A 20173-nucleotide genomic window follows, 5' to 3' on the forward strand; every position below is an offset into this window, starting at 1 on the left:
TATCACTTTAGGATTCGCACCCGCTCGCCCTGCCGCAGCTGATAAACGCCCGCCGTGACGACGCGCTCGCCCGGCTCCACGCCGCTGTCCACCACGACGCGGTCGCGGCCGTACAGCTCGCCCAGCGTCACCTCGCGGCGCACGACATGGCCGTCGCCGGTCACGATCCAGACGTAGGTGCCGCCTTCGGCCGGAGCGAAGATCGCCGACACGGGCAGCGACACGGCGTCGGGAACCGGGTCGGCGCTCTGCATGGTAATCGTACACGACATGCCCGGAGAGACGGGATAACGCCCCGGATCGGCATTGGTCAGGCGAAGCGATACGGGAAATCCCGACGCATCGGACGAAGTCTTGGCGTAATCTTTCAGCACGGCCGGAAACTTCACGCCCCGGTAGTTGTCGAATTCCACCTCGAAGCGCGTGGATTGGGAGGCCAGCAGCGGCAGAGCGCTTTCGGGCAGGGTGAACTGCACCTGCGTCGTCACGGGATTCACGACGCGCACGATGGTCTGTCCGGCCTGCACCCGTTCGTAATTATCGACGTATTTGCGTTCGACGACGCTGGCGAAAGGCGCCCGGAGCTTGGTCTCCTTGAGCATATCGAGGGAGTTGTCATAAGCAGAGCGGGCCTGCGCATAGCGGGTTCGGGAAGCTTCGAATTCCTGCTGCGAGACGGCTTCGTGCTCCAACAGCCGCTGCATGCGCTGCAGCTGCGAGCGGGCCTCTTCGTATGCGGAGCGGTCGGCGGAGACCTGCAGCTGGATGTCGCGGGGGTCGAGCTCGGCCAGCAGCGCCCCCTTCTTCACGCTCTCGCCCTGCGACACCGGAACGTCCAGCACCTGTCCGGAAAGCTTGAACGCCAGATTCACGGCGTCGTCGGGCGTAGCCATGCCCGCGAAATCCTTGTCGATGACCCCGGCGCCCGACGCCGTGACGACCTTCACCGGGCGGACCGTCTCAGGCGCCGGCTGACGGCGGCCGCAGCCGCACAGCGCGAGAAGAATGAATAAAGTTTGGAAAGTTCGCATAATAAGAAAGTTGACTCCGTTTCCGGGGTCAACTTTCATACCACTCGCCGCAAAAAGTCCCTATGGACGAATATCGCGACAATTCTTTTTAGCGCGGATCACGCCCTCTTCGAGCAACACCATGCCGTTGTTGGCGCGAAGCATGGTCTTCATGGTCGAAGCGTCTATGTTATAGCACCGTACTTCGCCCGATCCGAAATCGTGGCGGGTGACGCCGTACAGCGGCTGGGGCGTGAGGCAGACGGCACGTGCGCCTTCGGTCTCTGCACGCTGTATGAGTCTGGCAAACCGTTTGGCGCAGGCGCGCGGCAGGCGGTCGAACGAGGTGACGCAAAGCATATACACGCGTCCGGGAGCGGTCAGTATCTCCTCCGTGGCGTCCCCCTCGGCATCGCGCAGGGCGAATTCGCTCATAAGCGGGCGTATGGCGGGCATCTCCTCGGTAGTCCGGGTATCGACCCACTCCCACTTCCCGGCGTCCTGCCATGCGGTGTCTTCGAGCGAAAATTCGTGCAGTTTGCCCGTTTCGAGATTGCGGTAAACGAGCACGGTCTCCGTCTCGCCGGGTTCGACGGCCGGAGCGTGCATGCCCTCCCAGATATTGACCCCGACCTTGTAGGGCAGGAAGTCGATCAGCGGCAGATGGCGGTAACAGTAGTACCCCAGATACATCGAAAGGAAGAAGAAGGTGACCGTCAGCACGATTTCCAGCGCGTTGAAGGCGAAAATCTTGTCGGGACGGTAGCGCCACCAGACCACGAAGGCCATGGGCAGCAGGGCCAGATTCTTGAAGAAAGTCTGCCACGGCGTCAGTTTCAGCGCCTCGCCGAAACAGCCGCAGTCCTCGACGGGAATCAGCGTGGCGCTCAGCAATGTCAGCGCCGTGAAGAACAGCATCGACAGCACGGCGAAGATCGAAATCAGACGGATGCGGACCTTGAACAGCAGCATGCACCCCATCATCAACTCGGCGCCGCACAACCAGATCGAAAAAGCCATGCTCGCAGGCTGCAGCGACTCGACGCCGTAGATCGAGAGGTACTCGTTGACCTTCATCGCCGTGCCCCACGGGTCGATAACCTTCGTGAAACCCGAAAGAATAAAAGTGCAGGCGAGGATCAACCGGCAGATATTGGCTATCAGTTTGAATACCAGTGTTTTACGCATCTGCTCCAAGTATTGGGATTAGTTCCTCACGGATTTTGGCGAAGATGCCTTCGGGCGACTCCATCGCGCCCGAAGCGTCGCTGCAATCGACGACCCGCAGCGACGGGTCCTTGGCCGCCGAAGCGAGGTAGACGCTGCGCACGTCCTGCTGCAGCTGCAACGACGCCTCGTGGATATCCTGTCCGCCCTGCAGATAGTCGCGGTCGTCGCCTTCGCGCGCTTCGGAGAGCTTGCGCTCGGTGAAGGCGAACGGTACGTCGAGGAACAGCGAGAGGTCGGGACGGGGAAGCGCGTTATAGCCGAATTCGAGGTTCACGATCCAGTCGGCCAGCCGGTCGCGCTCCTCGCCGGCGGGAAGTTTGGCGCACTGGAAACCCACGTTCGAGTAGACGTAACGGTCCAGCACCACCGCTTTTCCTTCGGCGAGCCACTGCCGTATCTGCGGCGCGGCGTCGGCGCGGTCGCCCGCGAAAATCAGCGCCACGAGGTAGGGATCGACCTCCTGCACGCCGCCGAATTCGCCGCGCAGGAACCGGGCGATCAGCTGGCCGTATACGGGCGAATCGAAGCGCGGGAAATGCACATACTCGCTCTCGACGCCCCTGTCGGCAAACAGCTGGCGCAGCATGCGTATCTGGGTCGATTTGCCCGCTCCGTCCAATCCTTCGAGTACAATGAACATAGGTTGCCTGTTTTATTTCCGTTTGTGGTAGTTATGGTAGTTTCCTCTTCTCAGCGCAGCATCCGCACGGCCCGTTCGACCCCGTCGGCCAGCGCGTCGGCTTCGGCCTGCGTGTTGTAAAGCGCGAACGAAGCGCGGCACATGCCCGTCGTCGCGTAATGGTCCATCACCGGCTCGGCGCAGTGCTGTCCGGTACGGACGGCGATGCCGAGCTTGTCGAGAATCATCCCCATATCGTAAGGATGCACGCCCTCGACGTTGAACGACACGATGGCGCATTTGCCGGACGCCGTGCCGTAAATCCGCAGGCCGTCGATCGCCGCGAGACGTTCGGTCGCGCGGCGCAGCAGCGCCTGCTCGTGCCGCTCGACCTCTTCGGGATCGAAGCGCTGGACGAATTTCACCGCTTCGCCGAGCGCGATGGCGCCCGAAAAGTTGGCCGTTCCCGCCTCGAACTTGAGCGGAACGGGCGCATAGGTCGTCTTTGCAAACGTCACCGTATCGACCATGTCCCCGCCGCCCAGAAACGGCGGCATCTCCTCCAGCAGCGCGCGTTTGCCGTACAGCACGCCGATACCCGTCGGAGCGAAGAGCTTATGCCCCGAAAATGCGTAGAAATCGCAATCCAACTCCTGCATGTCTGCCCCCCCGTGCACGACGCCCTGACATCCGTCCACGACGGCGATCGCCCCCACGGCATGCGCCGCGTCGATAATCCCGCGCAGTTCGGGCCGCGTGCCGAGCGTATTCGACGCCTGCGTCACGGCGACGGCGCGCGTGCGCCCGTCGAGCAGCGACGGCAGCAGCTCGGCGCGCAGACGCCCTTCGTCGTCGAAGGGCAGCACCCGGATCTCGGCTCCTTTGCGTTCGCACAGCATCTGCCACGGAACGATATTGGAGTGGTGTTCCATTTCGCTGACGACGATGTTGTCGCCCGCACGGACGAATTTCTCGCCCCACGCATAGGCCACCGTATTGAGCGAAGCCGTCGCGCCGGCCGTGAAAATCACCTCTTCCTTCTCCGCCGCCCCGATAAAGGCGCGGATGCGCTCGCGCGACGCTTCGTAGAGCGTCGTGGCCTCCTCCGAAAGGTAATGCACCCCGCGGTGGATATTGGCGTTGAGCTCCCGGTTGAGGTAATCGATCGTCTCGATCACCGCCAGCGGCTTCTGGGCCGTGGCCCCGTTGTCGAGGTAGACCAGCGGCTTGCCGTAAACCTCGCGTCCGAGAATCGGGAACTCCCCGCGTATTTTTTCAACGTCGAACATGGTCACAATTTTTCCATTTTGGCCCTAACGGCCTCCATCATCGTCTCGCACAACGGCTCCACACCGCAGCGGCGTACGACGTCGCCCACGAACCCTTCGATCTGCAGCCGGCGGGCCTGCACCTCGCTCAGGCCGCGCTGGCGCATATACAGCACGGCTTCCGAGTCCATCTGCCCCACCGTCGCGCCGTGCGAGCACTTCACGTCGTCGGCATATATCTCCAGCTGGGGTTGGGTGGCGATATGCGCCGTCTCGCTCAACAGGATGTTGCGGTTCTGCTGCTGCGCGTCGGTATGCTGCGCATCGGGCGCCACATAGACCAGTCCGCAGAACTCGCCGCGAGCCGAACCGCCGGCAACACCTTTGATATAGGAATTGCTGCGGCAGTCGGGCACGTTGTGGTTCGTGCGCAGTTTGACGACGCAGTGTTCTTCACCGCCGGCAAGGAACACCCCGCCCAGCATGTTCTCGGCATCGCGGCCGTCGAGATCGATCGTATAGGAGACGTTGGCGCTCGTAAGCTGCACGGCCGTCAGGCGGCACAGGCTGCGTGCGGACTGCTTCACCGCAACCTCCGCGAAAGCTTCGGCGAGGAACACCTCTGTTATTTCGAGACGGGCGTCCTCCGCCGCGACGACTTCCAGCGACGACATGTCGGGCGCGGTATGCACCACCACGATGCGTCCCGACGCGCCCGCGGCGGCCTCGATGCGCATGCGCCGGGGATCGACCGCCGCATAAGGCCCGTCCTGCGTCCCTTCGATCCGGAACACTTCGCCCTGCGCCGTGCGGAAATCACGGATTATATCGAGTATCGCCGTCATTCCCTGTAATCGTTAATCAGCCAGTCGTAGCCCTCCTTTTCGAGTTTGAGAGCCAGCGTCTTGTCGCCCGTATGGATAATGCGTCCCCGGTAGAGCACATGCACCACGTCGGGCACGATGTAATCCAGCAATCGCTGGTAATGCGTAATGACCACCGTCGCGTTTTCGGGCGTATGCAGTTTCGTAACGCCCGTGGCGACGATGCGCAAGGCGTCGATGTCGAGTCCCGAATCGGTCTCGTCCAGAATGGCCAGCTTCGGATCGAGCATCGCCATCTGGAAAATCTCGTTCTTCTTCTTCTCACCGCCCGAAAAGCCTTCGTTCACGGCGCGCGAGGTGAGTTTCGAATCCAGCTCCACGACGGCGCTCTTCTCGCGCATCAGTTTCAGGAATTCGGCGGCCGTCAGCGGCTCCTCGCCGCGGAACTTGCGCTGCTCGTTCACGGCCAGCTTCATGAAGTTGGCCATCGTGACGCCCGGAATCTCGACCGGATACTGAAAACCCAGAAACAGCCCCAGACGCGCCCGGTCCTCGATCGGCATCTCCAGCAGGTCCCGTCCGAGGAACGTGGCCGAGCCTTCGGTCACCGTGAATTTCTCATTGCCCGCGAGCACCGCCGCGAGCGTCGATTTGCCAGAGCCGTTAGGCCCCATGACGGCATGCACCTCGCCGGCTTTCACTTCGAGGTCGATGCCCCGCAGAATCTCTTTGCCGTCGACCGACGCATGCAGATTTTTTACGCTTAACATATCTTTCTTGCCAGTTTTTTACATTTTTCAATCTCCGCCGTGCGGATCTCCTCCGCGACGCGGTGCGCATCGTCTTCGGGCAGCGCGCAACGGAGTTTCGAGCGGCAGCTCATACACCCCGTGCAGGGTCTTACGGTCAGGTCGTGCACGAAAATACGCTCGACGTCGCACGTCTCCGGCAAACTGCCGGCAATATGTTCCAGCATCTGCGAGACCAGACCGTTGCCCCGCGGACTGCCGTTGAGCACCAGCACTTTCATCTTTCCCGCCCGTTATCCGACCGAGCCTTCGAGGCTGATCGAAAGCAGTTTCTGCGCCTCGACGGCGAATTCCATCGGCAGTTTGGCCAGCACCTCGCGGGCATAGCCGTTCACGATCAGCCCCACGGCGTCCTCGGTCGAAAGGCCCCGCTGGTTGCAGTAGAAGAGCTGGTCGTCCGAAATCTTCGAGGTCGTGGCTTCGTGTTCGACCACAGCCGTGCGGTTGCGGCTGTCGATCACGGGGAAGGTATGCGCCCCGCATTTGTCGCCGATCAGCAGCGAATCGCACTGCGAATAGTTGCGGGCGTTCTCAGCCCCCTTCGCCATGCGGACCAGACCGCGGTAGGAGTTTTCGCTCCGCCCGGCCGAAATGCCTTTCGACACGATGCGGCTGCGGGTGTTGCGCCCTATGTGGATCATCTTCGTACCGGTATCGGCCTGCTGGAAATTGTTGGTCATGGCCACCGAGTAGAACTCGCCCACCGAATTGTCGCCGGCGAGAATGCAGCTCGGATATTTCCACGTGATCGCCGACCCGGTCTCGACCTGCGTCCATGACAGACGGGCGTTCTCGCGGCAGATACCGCGCTTGGTGACGAAATTATAGATGCCGCCCCGGCCCTCCCTGTCGCCCGGATACCAGTTCTGCACCGTCGAATATTTGACCTCGGCGTCTTTCTCGACGATGATCTCCACCACGGCGGCATGCAGCTGGTTTTCGTCGCGGCGAGGGGCTGTACACCCCTCCAGATAGCTCACGTAAGCACCTTCGTCGGCTACGATCAGCGTACGTTCGAACTGCCCCGTTCCCGCGGCGTTGATGCGGAAATAGGTCGAAAGCTCCATCGGACAGCGGACGCCTTTCGGAATGTAGCAGAACGAACCGTCGGAAAAGACCGCGGCGTTGAGCGCGGCGTAGAAATTGTCGGTATAGGGCACGACGCTGCCGAGATACTTCTTCACGAGATCCGGGTAGTCGCGCAGCGCTTCGGAAATCGAACAGAAGATGATGCCTTTCTCGGCCAGCACCTCCTTGAAGGTAGTCTTGACCGACACCGAGTCCATCACGGCATCGACCGCCACGCCCGCCAGCGCCATCTGCTCTTCGAGGGGAATGCCCAGTTTGTCGAACGTCCGCTTGAGTTCGGGGTCGACTTCGTCCATCGAATCGAGTTTTTTCTGCTGCTTGGGGGCGGCATAATAGATGATGTCCTGAAAATCTATTTCGGGAATCGTCAGGTGGGCCCACGTCGGCGGTTCCATCGTCAGCCAGTGGCGGTAGGCCGCCACGCGCCGCTCGGTCATCCATGCGGGTTCGCCCTTCTTGGCGGAGATCAGCCGCACGACATCCTCGCTCAGTCCTTTGCCGATGGTTTCGGTCTCGATATCCGAGGTGAAGCCGTACTTGTATTCCTGCTCTCCGATATTCTCCAGTATGTCTTTATCTTTCTCTGCCATTATGCGCGAAATATCGTACAAAGGTACAAAATCAAATCACATTTTCATAACGCAGCAGAGCAAATCTGGGTCCAGAGCGGGCAAAACGGCAAAAAAGCGGGATGAACGGGGAGCGGGAAATGACAACGGGCGTTTCCGCGCCAATGGATTTTCGATATCTTCGACTTGTCATCCCCATTTTCAGGACTAAAAAAATAAAGACGGCCGTGAGGTCGTCTTTATTTCAGGCTGTCGGCACGACACCCTTTCTCGGCGGAGAGTGGGGGATTCGAACCCCCGGTACAGTAATCCCGTACGTCAGTTTAGCAAACTGGTGGTTTCAGCCACTCACCCAACTCTCCGGTCGCCGTTCCGGGCCTTTATCCTGAAACGGGTGTGCAAATATAGAATCTTTTTGACGAAATACAAAGAAATGCAGTCAAAATTTCATTTTTCCATCGCACCGGATTCGCCTTCGCGTTGATAATCTGCGCCCTGCCCCATTGCCGCACCAAGACGGCGTGCAACCGTGAGCCGACCGGTCCCAAGGTCTGCATGCGCCGGACACGCAGGGCCGGCACCCGTTCGTTCTATTGCGCCGGGACATGCACCGCGCCCCTGTTACGGACCGCAGCGGCCGTATTTTTATTTCGCTATAAGATAAAACATTGAACCTGACCGGAAAAAGTTCATCCATTTCTGGCAGATCATTTGCACGCATATGCTACGACGGCGCCTTTTCAGGGTGCCATTCTTTTCAAGGTGAAACCGGGTCGCAACACCTTTACCCGGTCGCTTTCGGGACAATAAAAGATGAGAAAATGAATAAGGTTTATTTCATGCTGGCACTCCTGCTGGCGTCGGTAAATACATCCCATGCTCAGAAATGGGCTGTAAAGAGCAACCTGCTCTACGATGCCACGGCTACGATCAACTTGGGCGTCGAAGCGGCGCTCGGCCGCCGCGTGACGCTGGACGTATCGGGCAATTACAACCCGTGGAAATTCGGCGACGCCCGGTGGAAACACTGGCTCGTACAACCCGAAGTGCGCTACTGGCTCTGCGAGAGTTTCAACGGCCATTTCTTCGGACTTCACGCCCACTACGCCGAATACAATGCCGGAGGAATCGATTTCAGCACCGCCTTCCGCCACAACCGTTATCAGGGGCACCTCTACGGCGCGGGATTGTCCTACGGGTATCAGTGGCTGATCGGGAAACGCTGGAATCTCGAAGCCACGGTCGGCGTCGGGTATGCCCGTCTATGGGACCGGAAATATCCGATCGCCGAATGCGGCGAGGTGATCCGCACCCGGTCGCGCAACTATTTCGGACCGACAAAAATCGGCCTGACACTCATCTTCATCATCAAATAAAGCAGCAAGATATGAAACGCCATACGCTACACCGCATAACCGGCCTGCTGGCCGCATGTCTGATCACTGCCGCAGCGGCTTACGGCCGCGAAGGCAATCCCGCCGCTTACAGAGACGGCGACCGGCTCTGCATAAAGCTGCCGATCGCCGCCGGCATGGACCTCCCGGCCAACGGACAATTGACCGTCACGCCGGTCGTCACCGACGGCGAACACCGCATGCAACTGGCTCCCGTCGTTTTCACGGGACGCATCCGGGAGAAAGTCAACGAACGCCGGGAGCGGCTTTACGGCACGCCGGCCGCCTCCGAGAATGTTTTCAGCAACACGGTCATCCGGTACGGCCGGAAAAACACGTCGGGGAATGCGGTTCTCTTCGAAGGCGAGATACCCTACCAGCCGTGGATGGCGGGCGGGCGCGTCGTCCTTTACCGCGATCTGGAGGGGTGCGCCGGGCGCAGGACCGCCCTGCCGCCGCTGATCGCCGCAGAAATCGCGGCTCCCGTACAACCTCGGCTGTCGTTCCTCGTCCCCGCGGACGCGCCCAAACGGCGCAGCGAACGGATCACCGCCGTCGTGCATTTCCCGCAGGGCCGTTCGGTACTGCTGCGCGGATTCGCCGACAACGGCCGCCAGCTGGCGCGCATTGACAGCCTTACGGCCTGCCTGACGGGGAACGACACGCTCCGGGTCGAGAACATCTACCTGAAAGGATATGCCTCACCCGAAGATACATACGCATTCAACACCCGTCTTTCAGCAAACCGGGTACGGTCGATCCGCAATTACCTGCAGGAGAACTTCGGACTGGAAGAGGCCGAGTTCACCACCGCGACCGAACCGGAGGACTGGGACAGCCTGCGGCGCTGGGTCGTCCTCTCCGACCTGCCCGCAAGAGACGAGGTGCTGGCCGTAATCGACACGGTCGCGGATCCCGACGCCCGCGACGCCGGCATCTGGAAAACGGACGGCGGCAAAACTTATCTCATGCTGCTGCACGAAGTTTATCCGCAGCTGCGGCGCGTGGATTACCGCATCGGATATACGCTGCCCCCGTTCACCGTGGAGCAGTGCCGCGAACTGATCGGCTCGCACCCCGAATGGCTGAGCCTCGGCGAAATGTGCCGGCTGGCCGAAAGCTACGGCGTCGATTCGCCCGAAAGGGCCTATGTCTGCGCGGTCGCACTGGAGTTTTACCCCGACGATCCCTGCGCCTGCAGCAACATGGCGGCGCTGGCCCTGCGACGCGGCGATGTCCAGACGGCCCGCCAATGTCTGGCCCGCTGCGACGGAGCTTCCTGCGCATGGAACAACCTCGGCATTCTGTGCCTGATCGACGGCGATACGCAGAAGGCGCAGCATTGCTTCTCGCTCGCCGCGGAGCAAGGTTCGGACGATGCGGCATACAATCTGGCCCATTTCGCAGAACTGAGCTGCGATTGGTAACACCCGGTTTCGGATTCCAAATCACCTAAAAAAATAAGACATGAAAAAAATTTACAATCTGTTCGTATTTGCGGCTTTCGCCGTTGCCGCCGCATGCTCCGACGAGGGAGAAAAAACGGGAGTTACCGATCCGGCGGCCGGCAACCTGCAATTCGTCACCCGAACGCCGCAGGCGGCGTCGGGGCGCGGCCCGGTTTACGACACCGGCGGATTCCGCATTCTGGCGTTCAGAAACACCGGCTCGGACTATGTCTACATGCAGGACGTCCCGCTCGGCGCGATGAGCTTCGACGGTTCGGCGCTCTCCGGCACGGTACAGTTTCCCGCCGGCGACTACAAGTTCCTGCCCTCCTACGGACTGGCGGCGCCGGGCAACTACACGTGGCCGGCCCTCACGGACGCCGTGCTTTCCGACGCGCTCTGCGTAACACATACCCAAGAGAGTTTTCCTGCGGCCTTCATGCTCAACGCACCGCTCGATGCGGTTCCGTCCTGCACCGTATCGCTCGACGGCCCGAAACAAACCGTGAGCGCCACGCTCCGCCGCGCCGTTTCGCGCGTGGACGTACTCTTCATCCGGGCGGAGAAGGACGCGGCGACAGGCGTCTATACCGAAAAACCGGGCGACGACATCTTCGGCCCCGAAAAACTGGCCGGGGTGAAGCTCTCGTACACCGGGGCCAACAGCCGGCTGGGCCTTTCGGGCGAGAAGGCCGAGGGGCTTTTCGACGTGTCGCACACCATTGCCGTTCCTGCGGACGCGGTAACGACGGGTACGGGCGTCTCGACGGTCGTCGGAGCAGACAAATACGATTTCGAGAACGTACAGCCCGCCGACATCATCTCCGGTTCGGCGCACCTGAAAGGCACATACCTGATCCCCAACCCCGACAATACGCCCGCCACCGGATTCTCGATGCTGCTCACCTCAGGCAAGGGATCGACGCGCACCATAGCCCTGACGGACAAAATTCCGGTCGAGCGCAACAAAGCGACATTGATCCGGATCTACGTACTGGGCGACAATGTCTTTACCACGGGTGTCGATTTCGACGTCGAGGTCGATACGGTCTGGGACGGATCGAACTTCGTGGACGGAGAGATAGACTGACGAAAACAGACTCACCATGAAACACTGCAAACTAACGGCGCTCATTCTGGCGGCAGCCGTCTGCGCTGCCTGTTCGGAGCCGGAGAGGGCGGACGGAGGTCCGAATCCGCAAACGACGCGCGTCACGCTGCGGCGAGAAGGAGCCGCGGACGTTGCGGTCTATGCCTTCCGCCGGCAGGGCGACCGGTTCCTCTTCGACACGCTCTTCCGCGAAGGATGGACCTCCGACGGCAGGATGTCGGTGCGCATGCCGAACGGGCAGTACAAATTCCTCTTCGCAAGCGGAGCGGCCGACCGGCTCGTCCTCGCACCCGAACCGCTCACACGGCAGACGGCATGGGAGGAGGTGCACTTCGCCCTGCGCGAGAATGCGGAGGCACCCGGCACCTGCTGTCCGGCCGACGAGCTGTTCCTGCAATACCCGGCTTCGGACGCCGACGCGATCCATACGGTCGGCGGTGCGGACCTGACCGTCGCGGCAACGCTCCGGCGCGCCGTCTGCCGGATCGAAGTCTCGGTCAAGCGCGGATACCATGACGGCACGCAGTACGTGGAGGTTCCCTATGCGGAACCGCAATCGGTACTCGGCGAGATCGACCGCATCGAACTTTCGGCCGGAGCCGCGGGACTGCGGGTAACCCCGGCCGGAAGCAGCGGGACGGCCACCGTGGCGGCGACACTCGCGGCGGCGGATTATGCGGAGCTGACCGACGGCGGATTCATCCGGCTCGAAGGGCCTTTCATCATTCCGCCCGCCGACGGCGGAGAGGTAGGTCTCGACATTTCGGTCGTTCCCGCCGCGGGGGCCGCCCTGCAACCGGCGCGACTGCATCTGACGGGCCGGGCGGAACGCAACAAACGGCTCGACGTCACGCTCTGGATCACCTCCGGATATCCCGCCGTCGGGGTCGAAATAAAAACCGCCCCGATCGAACGGGAACAGGACGGAGATACGGGCATTTGGGAATAAAAAACAATCGTGATGAAAAGAAATATCCTATACAGAATCTGCGGAACGCTGTTTTCGCTCTCGGCGCTGGCGGCCTGCGGGCTGGAACCACAGGAGGAGTGTCTCCCCTGCAACGGCAAACTCCGCTACACCGAAGTGCATATGGAAGGCGCGCCTTCGGCAGCGGGATTCGCAACCCCGCTCTACGTTTTCCGCCGGGCGGCGGGAACGCAGGACGGATACCTCTTCGACCGCAGTTACACTTCGGTCGCCGACGGGGAAACGCTCAGGCTACCGCTCACCGAGCTGAGAAGTTCCGACTACCGTTTTCTGATGATCGCCCAGCCCGACGGCGGGGAGTGGCTCACGCTGAACACGGCGGCCGGCACCACGCTCGTCACCGGAGCGGCTTGGGAAGACCTGCGGCTGGAATGCGCTGCCGGTGCAGCGGCGCCGGACGGGTACGGCGGCTTTACCGACCTGAGCGGCGAAGCCATTCTGCGCGACGGAAGCATCCGTCTCACGCTGACGCGTATCGCCGGACAGGTGCTTTTCGACATCTTCCGTACGGGCGGCTCGCTGTCACAGCCCGAAAGCATCGTTTCGCCCGACACGGAGTCGGTGATCGACCGGGTATCCCGGATCGAAATCACCTATGAGAATCCGACGACGGCGCTGCGTTTCGACGAAAACGGGACGCTGGTTCCTGCGGCATATGCCGCGGAACCGCTGACACGAAGCATCGAGCCTCAAGCAACCGACTTCAGGGTCGCGCTTCCCCAAGCGGACAGAGGACTCGGCGTATACGATGCCGGTCTGCGCGGCAGTCTGCGCATGGAAGGGGCATTCCTGCTGCCGTCCGACTCGCACCTCCGCATCAAACTGCTCTTCACCTACTACGACACGACGCCCGTCTGCGGCAACGGCCACGCGGACGCCCACACCCCGGCATGTTTCCAGCAGCGTCAGGTAACGCTCGCCCTTCCGGCGGCCGAGGCCGGCACGGGACTTCCGGTGGCTGCGGACTGCTACACGGTCAACCGGGTGGGACTGCGCTGCGACCGGATCATCGACGTTCCGGTCGGAGGAGGTGTCGAAACGAATTTCGACTGGCTGTAAAACGGAAAATCGTACGGTTATGAAAAAATTTCCATTCTTGATGATATGTGCGGCGCTGCTGACGGGCGGGTGTTCGGACACCGCCCCCACAGGAGGACCGTCGGCGGACGAAGAGTCACGTGTCGAAGTCGGCTTCCGGCTGGAAGCCCCCGACACGGACACATCGCTCGAACCCATGACGCGGGCCTCCTCCTACAAGGAGTGGTTCGGCAACGCCTGCCGCCTGCTGATCCTGAAAAAGACCGGAGCACGCTGGATCGTGGATGCGACGCAAACCGTTCTGCTGGATGCCGATTCGGGTCCGTGGGCCGAACTGAAACTCGCGGACGCCCTGCCGCCGTGCTCGTTCGGCTGCGAACTGCGGCCCGGCGATTACCGGATCGTTGCCGCGATCAACTGGCAGTCGTGCGACTGGAATACGGAGCTTGTCCCCGGAAAAGTGGTCGCCGACGACGCCGACGATGCGCTGCTCACGCCGCCGCTGATTACCTATCCGATTTCGACACACTGGATGAACAGCGGCTACCGGCAGCTGACCCGCGAGGTTTTCATTGCCGTCGCCGACTTCACGGTGCCCAAAAGCGGCGATCTCCACTCGGCCGGCATGCCGGCAGTGACGCTGCGGGCCGAGCGGCGCGTGGCGAAATTCCGCGTCCTGCTCAAGGACAAGCCTTCGCCCGTCAACGCATTCACGTTCGAAACGACGGCCCATACCGTTCAGGCGCTCTTCACGTCGCAAACGAAGCCCTTTGCCGAAGGAATCGATGCGCTCGGAAATATGTACTACGGCGCTTCCGGAATATACGAGCTGCCGTGGTGCATGTCGACGATGGGAGATTTCCACACATCGGGAGCGGGCAGATATCAAATGTGTCAGACCAATTCGACGGTCTTTTCGCCCTTCCTTTTCGCCGGACCGGAAGCCGGAGAGATCCCGGTGAAGATAACGGACATCCGGATTTCGGGCAAAAGCGGCGGATTCAGCTACAAAACGGATGAAGTCTACACCCGCAGTCTGGCCTGCAGCACGATCGCCGGCATCGTTTTCGAAGCCACCGACATCTACGACGACACCTCGTCGCAGCTCCTGATAGACGTGGTCGAGGCTGCGGACGACGCAGGCACCCCCGAAAACGCGGTAACGCTCTTCGATCCGTTCTACGAGTGGAACGCCATGTCCTATTAAAAACACGAAGCCATGAAAAATTTATCCTGCATACCGTTCGTATTTTCGTGCCTGCTGCTGTCGGCATCGTGCATCGAGGAGAAGCTCGACGCCTGCCCGCCCCAAGGCGGAAACGTTGCGGTGACACTCCGGGTCGAAAGATTCCAGACCCGGCCGCCCTATCGTCCGTCGGACTTGGAGCCGGAATTCGCCGAACGCATCCATTCGCTCGACTACCTGCTCTATGCCGAAGGGAGGCTGATCGGACAGGGCCGGGCGGACGACATACGGGCCGCCGACGGAAACAGCTACCTCTTCCGTCTCGACACGCTTCCGTTCGGGAACTACCGGCTGGCGTTCGCCGCCAACGCCGCACCGCGCATGATGGCCGGAACCACCGATGCACCGGAGCTGCGTTACATCGTCTATCAGGGGGAAAAGGGCGCCGACGACCATTTCCGGGCGGATCTCCCCTTCGAGGTGACATGCCCCTGCCGCAACGAGTTCGAAGCCGTGCTTCGGCGCGTATACGGCGTGACACGTTTCCGCTTCGAAAACCTGCCTGCAGAGATCGCATCCGTGGAGGTTTCGCTCGACAACGTAGGCGAGCGCATGCCGCTCTGCGGCGATCCCGACCGCCCGTGCGAGGTAGCCAGACGCATTCCCGTGACCGACATGGGCACACGCGCCGACGGCACATATACGCTCGGAACGTTCTGCACCCTGCCGGGCATGAAGACCGCGTGGCGGCTGAAGCTCTACAGCGACAACGGCCCATCGCCCGTTTACGACCGGATGGTAACGGATACGCTGAACATCGAATGCAACCAGCTGACCGAACTTACGGCGCGTTTCAAGGAGGGCGGTCTTCGGGAAGAGATCGAATTTTCAGTCGATGTCGACACGACGTGGGACGGCTCGAACGAAGGCGGCGGGGAAGTTGTGCTGAAATAACCTTCCGACACAATACCGCTACATTGTTTCATTATATATTAAAAGACCGTAATACTCCAAGCCGTCGCCGCCGAAATTGATTGCCGGCTGCTTAGTGCAAAACGAACCCTCCGCATCAAGATGCGGAGGGTTCGTTTTGCGTTGCAGGAGTTTAGAAAATAAACTTCTCCAGTTTCATTTCACCCAACTGATGCAAACGCGGCACCAGCGTCGTGAAATGCGACGCCTGTTCGTGTGCAGCCAGCGCCTTGGCGTCGCTCCACGTCTCGCAGATCATCAGCACGTCCGGACGCGTCGCACTCTCGAAAATATCGTACGCAATGCAACCTTCGTCCTTGAGTGAAGCGGTCACCAGTTCTTTTGCCACGGAAAGTATTTCCGCACGGTTGGATTCGGTCGTGCGGATAAAAACATTCAGTCTTATCATGATCGTATCTATTTAGGTCGGTTAGTTAGCTTTCACGGCTTCGACGGCCTTGTCGTAGTCAGGCTCCTCGGTAATCTCCGGCACCAGCTCGGTGTACACCACCCTGCCCGCCTTGTCGATCACCACGACGGCACGCGCCAGCAGGCCGGCCAGCGGTCCGTCGGCCATCAGCACGCCGTAAGCCCCGTCGAATCCCGACGCACGGAAATCCGATGCGGGCACGACATTCTCGATGCCCTCGGTCGTGCAGAAACGGGCATGCGCGAAAGGCAGGTCCTTCGACACGGCCACAACGACGGTATCGGGCAGCGAAGCGGCCAGCTTGTTGAATTTGCGCACCGAAGTCGCGCATACGCTCGTATCGAGACTTGGGAAGATGTTCAGCACGACGCGCTTGCCTTTCAGGTCGCTCAAGCGCAGGGGCGAAAGGTCGCTCTTAACCAGTTCGAAAGCGGGAGCTTCGGCGCCCGCCGTTATGAATTCGCCGGCGACAAGCACGGGCGAACCTTTGAATTTTGTCTTCGACATGACTGTTTACTTTAACGGTTCCATTATTAAACGTCCCCGGCCGGGGTTTATTGTTTTTCGGCCGGACGGCCGGGAGTCCTCCGAATCAGTCCGATCCCCCGTCCGCTCCAGCAAATTTAATTCCTTTCCGGCAGGATTCCAAAGTCTGTTTCATATTCTTTTCAGGTTTACATGCCAACTTTGCAGCAAATTAACCGGGAAGGCGCATATTTTTTGTAGTTTTGCGGGGAACCGGACGAACGAAAACAAACAGACAAGACAGAAATGAAAAAAACACTCCTCCTGCTCCTGCTGACCGGCTGCTGCTCGCTCGCCGCAGCACAAGAGCGCTCGCCGCTCAGGCGCACCGAAGTCATTACCGCCGATTCGCTCGACAACGACGCCGAACTGCTGGAACGTCTGCGCAACATGCCCAACCTCGAAGTGGGCAAGGGCATCACGTTCCGTCCCAAAAGCAACTGGTTTTCGCTGACCATGCGCTTCCGCATGCAGAACATGGTGGGACTGTCGTTCGACAAGGATTTTACGCTCACCAAAACCGATGCGCAGGTAAAACGCCTGCGACTGCGTTTCGACGGACACATCTACTCCCCGAAACTGGTTTACTCCATACAGCTGGGCTTCACCTCCTACGATACCGAACCGCTGCCCAACGGCAACATGAACATCGTCCGCGACGCCATCGTCTACTATGTGCCCAGTCCCAAATGGAACATCGGGTTCGGCCAGACCAAGATCAAGGCCAACCGGGCGCGCACCAACTCGTCGAGCGCCCTGCAGTTCGTCGACCGGAGCATCGTCAACAGCGAATTCAACCTCGACCGCGACTTCGGATTCTTCGGCGAATACAACATGCGTCAGGGCGACGGATTCAACCTCTCGGCCAAAGGCTCCGTAACGCTGGGCGAAGGCCGCAACTGGGGCAGTTCGTCGAACGGAGGACTGGCCTACACGGGGCGTCTGGAACTCTATCCGCTGGGGCGGTTCAAATCGAAGGGCGACGTGCTCGAAGGTGACTTCGAAGGCGAAGAACGGGTCAGGATCCTGCTGGCGGGAGCCTACTCCTACAATCACAAGGCTTCGCGCCTGAAGGGCCAGCGCGGCGCCGTCATGCCCGACGACGCGACCCGCAATCTGGGCGCCTACTTCGCCGACTTCATCCTCAAATACCGGGGATTCGCATTCTATACCGACTTCATGGGCCGCAGCTGCGACGAACCGCTGTTCGATCCCCGGAGCAACGCCTTCGTATACAGCGGGCAGGGTCTCAACGTGCAGACCAGCTACCTGTTCGACAAGAAATGGGAGATCGCCCTGCGCAACTCGACGCTCTTCCCCCAGAGCGAAGTGCAGCCTTTCGCCGGATACAAACGCTGGAACCAGACCACCGTCGGCGTCACCCGCTACATCATCGGACACAGCCTGAAAGTGCAGGCCGACATGTCCTACAACCACCGCAGCGAGTCGATCGACCCCAATTACAACCGCTGGGAGATCCGGTTCCAGCTGGAACTGGGACTCTGATACGAAATACTTCCTTTCAAATGAAATGCACCCCAAAACGAGATAACTTTGGGGTGCATTTCAATAGAACCGTATGCTTTTACAGGATTTTGAGCGCGATCCGGGCGCAGGCTTCGGCATCGGCCAGAGCGTGGTGATGGTTCGCCAAGTCGAAACCGCAGGCGGCCGAAACGGTATGCAGCTGATGATTGGGCAGCCGCGTGCCGAACGTCCGCCGCGAAGCCCGGCAGGTACAGTAGAACCGATAACCGGGATAAGGCATGCCGTAAAGTTCGAAGACGGCGCGCAGGCACCCTTCGTCGAAGGGCGAATTGTGGGCCACGAGCGGCAGACCCTCGATGCGCGGGGCGATCTGTTTCCACACCGTTTCGAAATCGGGCGCTTCGGCCGTATCGTCATAGGTCAGGCCGTGGATGGCCGTGGTGAAGCGGCTGTAAAAATTGGGCCGAGGGCGGATCAGGCTGTAAAACGAATCGGTCACCTCGCCGCCGCGTACGACCACCACGCCCACCGAGCAGACGCTCGTGCGCTTGCCGTTGGCCGTTTCGAAATCTATCGCTGCAAAATCTTTCATATCGCTTTCCGGGACTTGTCGCCGCCGCAAATATAGGCATTTTCCGCGGCGGCCGCACCCTGCAAACGCAAAAAAATCCCGTTCATTGCGAACGGGAGGGGTGAAGTTTTCAGGATCGGTCAATAGATTCGCCGTCGGCGGGAATCCGGAGAGCGGTTTTCTTTCGACACCGCAAAACTACGCTCCCCCTGTTTCGCCGTTGCGACGCCCCGATGACAATACGAAGAGAGGAACGTTTCAAATATGTTACAACGCTCCGGCGGCCAGCGCCGGGAACCGCCGGCATATCGCCCGCCTGACAATCAGAACGCCCGCAACCATACCGTCGCGGCGGGCTTGGTCTGGAAAAATTTTAGCTGGCCGAATATCGTCCGATTATATCCGATTATAATTATACTATCTTTGTATTCCTGAATACCAAAACAACACTACCTATTATGAAACACCTACCCCTGCTTCTGCTGCTCGGTGGCCTGCTTTCCGCATCGGCAGCCCGCTCCGCAGACCCCGTCCGCTACGTGGACGCCGCGACGCTGACCGTCATCGGCAAGGCGCTTCCCACCGAACAGCCCTACAACCGCATCGACACCACCCGCTTCCGGGTGCCCGCAAAGACCCCCGGCTACTGCTACCACCCGACGGGACTGGCCGTCGTGTTCCGCACCGACAGCCGCACGATCCGCGCCCGCTGGGAGACGTCGGGCAAAAATCCGAGCGACAACATGGCCGCCGTCGCACAAAAAGGGCTGGACCTCTACATCCGCAACAACGGAGAGTGGGTCTTCGCCGGAGTCGGCAGACCGAAGATCAACGGCAAGAACGACCGCCACGACGCCGCAATAATCAGCAATATGGCGGAGGGCGAAAAGGAGTGCCTGCTCTATCTGCCGCTTTACGACCAGCTGAAGAAGCTCGAAATCGGCGTCGATGAAAAGAGCGTCATCGCCCCGATGGAAAATCCCTTCCGCCACAAGATCGTCGTCCACGGTTCGAGCATTACGCACGGAATCGCGGCCGGACGCGCAGGCATGGCCTATTCGTCGCGGCTCGGACGCGACACGGGACTTTACTGCATCAATCTGGGATTCAGCGGACAGTGCACCATGCAGCCCGAATTCGCATCGTATCTGTCCCGCGTCGAAGCCGACGCCTTCGTCTTCGACTGTTTCTCGAATCCCAGCGCCGAGGTCATCAACGAACGTTTCGACGCTTTCGTCGATACCATTCGCCGCACGCATCCCACCACGCCGCTGATTTTCCTGCAAACCATCCGGCGCGAAACCCGCAACTTCAGCACCCGGATCGAGAAATTCGAACGCGAAAAGCAGGCCGCCGCCGAAGCGCAGGTCCGCGACCGCATGAAGACCGACAAAAACATCTATTTCGTCGATCCGGGCGATCTGCTGGGCAGCGACCATATCGCCACGGCGGACGGAACGCATCCGACCGATCTCGGATTTACCTACATGCTCGACCGTATCGAGCCGCAGATCCGCAAGATACTCGGCAAATACGGCATACGCTAACCGCCCCGCCGCAGGGCGAAAGCAGCGCCGCCGGAGTGAGGACTCCGGCGGCGCTGC

General features: G+C 60.5%; 20 protein-coding genes and 1 tRNA gene. 9 read left to right on the forward strand and 12 right to left on the reverse strand.

Annotation, left to right across the window (positions count from 1 at the left end; all coding sequences use genetic code 11):
* Positions 1–2: 2 nt before the first annotated feature.
* The 9 genes from ACESTR_RS04245 to ACESTR_RS04285 all read right to left on the reverse strand — a co-directional run bounded on the left by ACESTR_RS04245 (position 3) and on the right by ACESTR_RS04285 (position 7780).
* On the reverse strand, positions 3–1031 hold the full coding sequence (locus tag ACESTR_RS04245) for an efflux RND transporter periplasmic adaptor subunit (RefSeq protein WP_042493759.1): 1029 nt from the start codon (positions 1029–1031) through the stop codon (positions 3–5).
* A 60-nt stretch (positions 1032–1091) separates the two neighbouring features.
* Positions 1092–2198: a BT_3928 family protein gene (locus ACESTR_RS04250; protein ID WP_373178870.1), complete on the reverse strand. Its 1107-nt coding sequence runs from the start codon at positions 2196–2198 to the stop codon at positions 1092–1094.
* Positions 2191–2880 carry a dTMP kinase gene (locus ACESTR_RS04255; RefSeq protein WP_373178872.1) on the reverse strand — a complete coding sequence of 230 codons (690 nt, stop codon included), beginning with the start codon at positions 2878–2880 and terminating at the stop codon, positions 2191–2193. Before ACESTR_RS04255 ends, ACESTR_RS04250 begins: the two co-directional genes overlap by 8 nt.
* 50 nt (positions 2881–2930) lie before the next feature.
* Positions 2931–4148 (reverse strand): aminotransferase class V-fold PLP-dependent enzyme, encoded by a 1218-nt coding sequence (locus tag ACESTR_RS04260; protein WP_373178874.1) that lies wholly within the window; start codon positions 4146–4148, stop codon positions 2931–2933.
* 2 nt (positions 4149–4150) lie between these two features.
* On the reverse strand, positions 4151–4972 hold the full coding sequence (locus tag ACESTR_RS04265) for a SufD family Fe-S cluster assembly protein (protein ID WP_014776201.1): 822 nt from the start codon (positions 4970–4972) through the stop codon (positions 4151–4153).
* The gene (gene sufC / locus ACESTR_RS04270) at positions 4969–5721 is read right to left on the reverse strand and encodes a Fe-S cluster assembly ATPase SufC (RefSeq protein ID WP_009598044.1); all 753 of its coding nucleotides are present in this window, start codon (positions 5719–5721) and stop codon (positions 4969–4971) included. Before sufC ends, ACESTR_RS04265 begins: the two co-directional genes overlap by 4 nt.
* A complete protein-coding gene (locus tag ACESTR_RS04275; protein WP_373178876.1) occupies positions 5715–5981 on the reverse strand; it encodes a flavodoxin family protein in 267 nt (88 codons plus the stop codon). The genes sufC and ACESTR_RS04275 overlap by 7 nt, the downstream gene beginning before the upstream one ends.
* Before the next feature lie 12 nt (positions 5982–5993).
* Positions 5994–7439 (reverse strand): Fe-S cluster assembly protein SufB, encoded by a 1446-nt coding sequence (sufB, locus tag ACESTR_RS04280; RefSeq protein WP_130063597.1) that lies wholly within the window; start codon positions 7437–7439, stop codon positions 5994–5996.
* 253 nt (positions 7440–7692) lie between these two features.
* Positions 7693–7780, reverse strand: a tRNA-Ser gene (locus ACESTR_RS04285).
* A 459-nt stretch (positions 7781–8239) separates the two neighbouring features.
* On the opposite strand from ACESTR_RS04285, the gene ACESTR_RS04290 reads away from it, so the two are divergent.
* From ACESTR_RS04290 to ACESTR_RS04320, 7 genes are read left to right on the forward strand one after another with little or no spacing between them, the layout of a single operon-like run.
* On the forward strand, positions 8240–8794 hold the full coding sequence (locus ACESTR_RS04290; protein ID WP_195291063.1) for a DUF3575 domain-containing protein: 555 nt from the start codon (positions 8240–8242) through the stop codon (positions 8792–8794).
* An 11-nt stretch (positions 8795–8805) separates the two neighbouring features.
* A complete protein-coding gene (locus ACESTR_RS04295) occupies positions 8806–10239 on the forward strand; it encodes a hypothetical protein (RefSeq protein WP_302268279.1) in 1434 nt (477 codons plus the stop codon).
* 40 nt (positions 10240–10279) lie between these two features.
* A complete protein-coding gene (locus tag ACESTR_RS04300) occupies positions 10280–11350 on the forward strand; it encodes a hypothetical protein (RefSeq protein ID WP_244075873.1) in 1071 nt (356 codons plus the stop codon).
* A 16-nt stretch (positions 11351–11366) separates the two neighbouring features.
* On the forward strand, positions 11367–12320 hold the full coding sequence (locus tag ACESTR_RS04305) for a FimB/Mfa2 family fimbrial subunit (protein WP_195291069.1): 954 nt from the start codon (positions 11367–11369) through the stop codon (positions 12318–12320).
* 12 nt (positions 12321–12332) lie between these two features.
* Complete coding sequence (locus tag ACESTR_RS04310; protein WP_278973380.1) at positions 12333–13418, forward strand: DUF5031 domain-containing protein; 1086 nt, start codon at positions 12333–12335, stop codon at positions 13416–13418.
* 19 nt (positions 13419–13437) lie between these two features.
* Positions 13438–14604 carry a hypothetical protein gene (locus tag ACESTR_RS04315; protein WP_373178879.1) on the forward strand — a complete coding sequence of 389 codons (1167 nt, stop codon included), beginning with the start codon at positions 13438–13440 and terminating at the stop codon, positions 14602–14604.
* Between the two features lie 12 nt (positions 14605–14616).
* Positions 14617–15537: a FimB/Mfa2 family fimbrial subunit gene (locus ACESTR_RS04320; protein ID WP_302289139.1), complete on the forward strand. Its 921-nt coding sequence runs from the start codon at positions 14617–14619 to the stop codon at positions 15535–15537.
* A gap of 151 nt (positions 15538–15688) precedes the next feature.
* On the opposite strand, the gene ACESTR_RS04325 is transcribed toward ACESTR_RS04320, so the two are convergent.
* Both ACESTR_RS04325 and tpx read right to left on the reverse strand, forming a co-directional pair.
* Entirely contained in the window at positions 15689–15964 is a 276-nt protein-coding gene (locus tag ACESTR_RS04325) for a putative quinol monooxygenase (RefSeq protein ID WP_195291073.1), read from the reverse strand.
* A 21-nt stretch (positions 15965–15985) separates the two neighbouring features.
* Positions 15986–16492, reverse strand: a complete 507-nt coding sequence (gene tpx / locus ACESTR_RS04330; protein ID WP_244075878.1) for a thiol peroxidase — start codon at positions 16490–16492, stop codon at positions 15986–15988.
* Positions 16493–16756: 264 nt separating this feature from the next.
* Between tpx and ACESTR_RS04335 the strand changes: the two genes are divergently transcribed.
* Positions 16757–18016, forward strand: coding sequence for a porin (locus tag ACESTR_RS04335; RefSeq protein ID WP_281515435.1), 1260 nt, complete (start codon positions 16757–16759; stop codon positions 18014–18016).
* A 79-nt stretch (positions 18017–18095) separates the two neighbouring features.
* Here the strand turns inward: ACESTR_RS04335 and ACESTR_RS04340 are convergent, their stop codons facing one another.
* Entirely contained in the window at positions 18096–18590 is a 495-nt protein-coding gene (locus ACESTR_RS04340) for a 3'-5' exonuclease (protein WP_022044546.1), read from the reverse strand.
* 437 nt (positions 18591–19027) lie between these two features.
* Between ACESTR_RS04340 and ACESTR_RS04345 the strand changes: the two genes are divergently transcribed.
* Positions 19028–20116 (forward strand): SGNH/GDSL hydrolase family protein, encoded by a 1089-nt coding sequence (locus ACESTR_RS04345; RefSeq protein ID WP_373178882.1) that lies wholly within the window; start codon positions 19028–19030, stop codon positions 20114–20116.
* Positions 20117–20173 lie beyond the last annotated feature (57 nt).

The organism is Alistipes sp. DJF_B185 (assembly GCF_964250025.1).
Classification (GTDB): Bacteria; Bacteroidota; Bacteroidia; order Bacteroidales; family Rikenellaceae; genus Alistipes; species Alistipes finegoldii.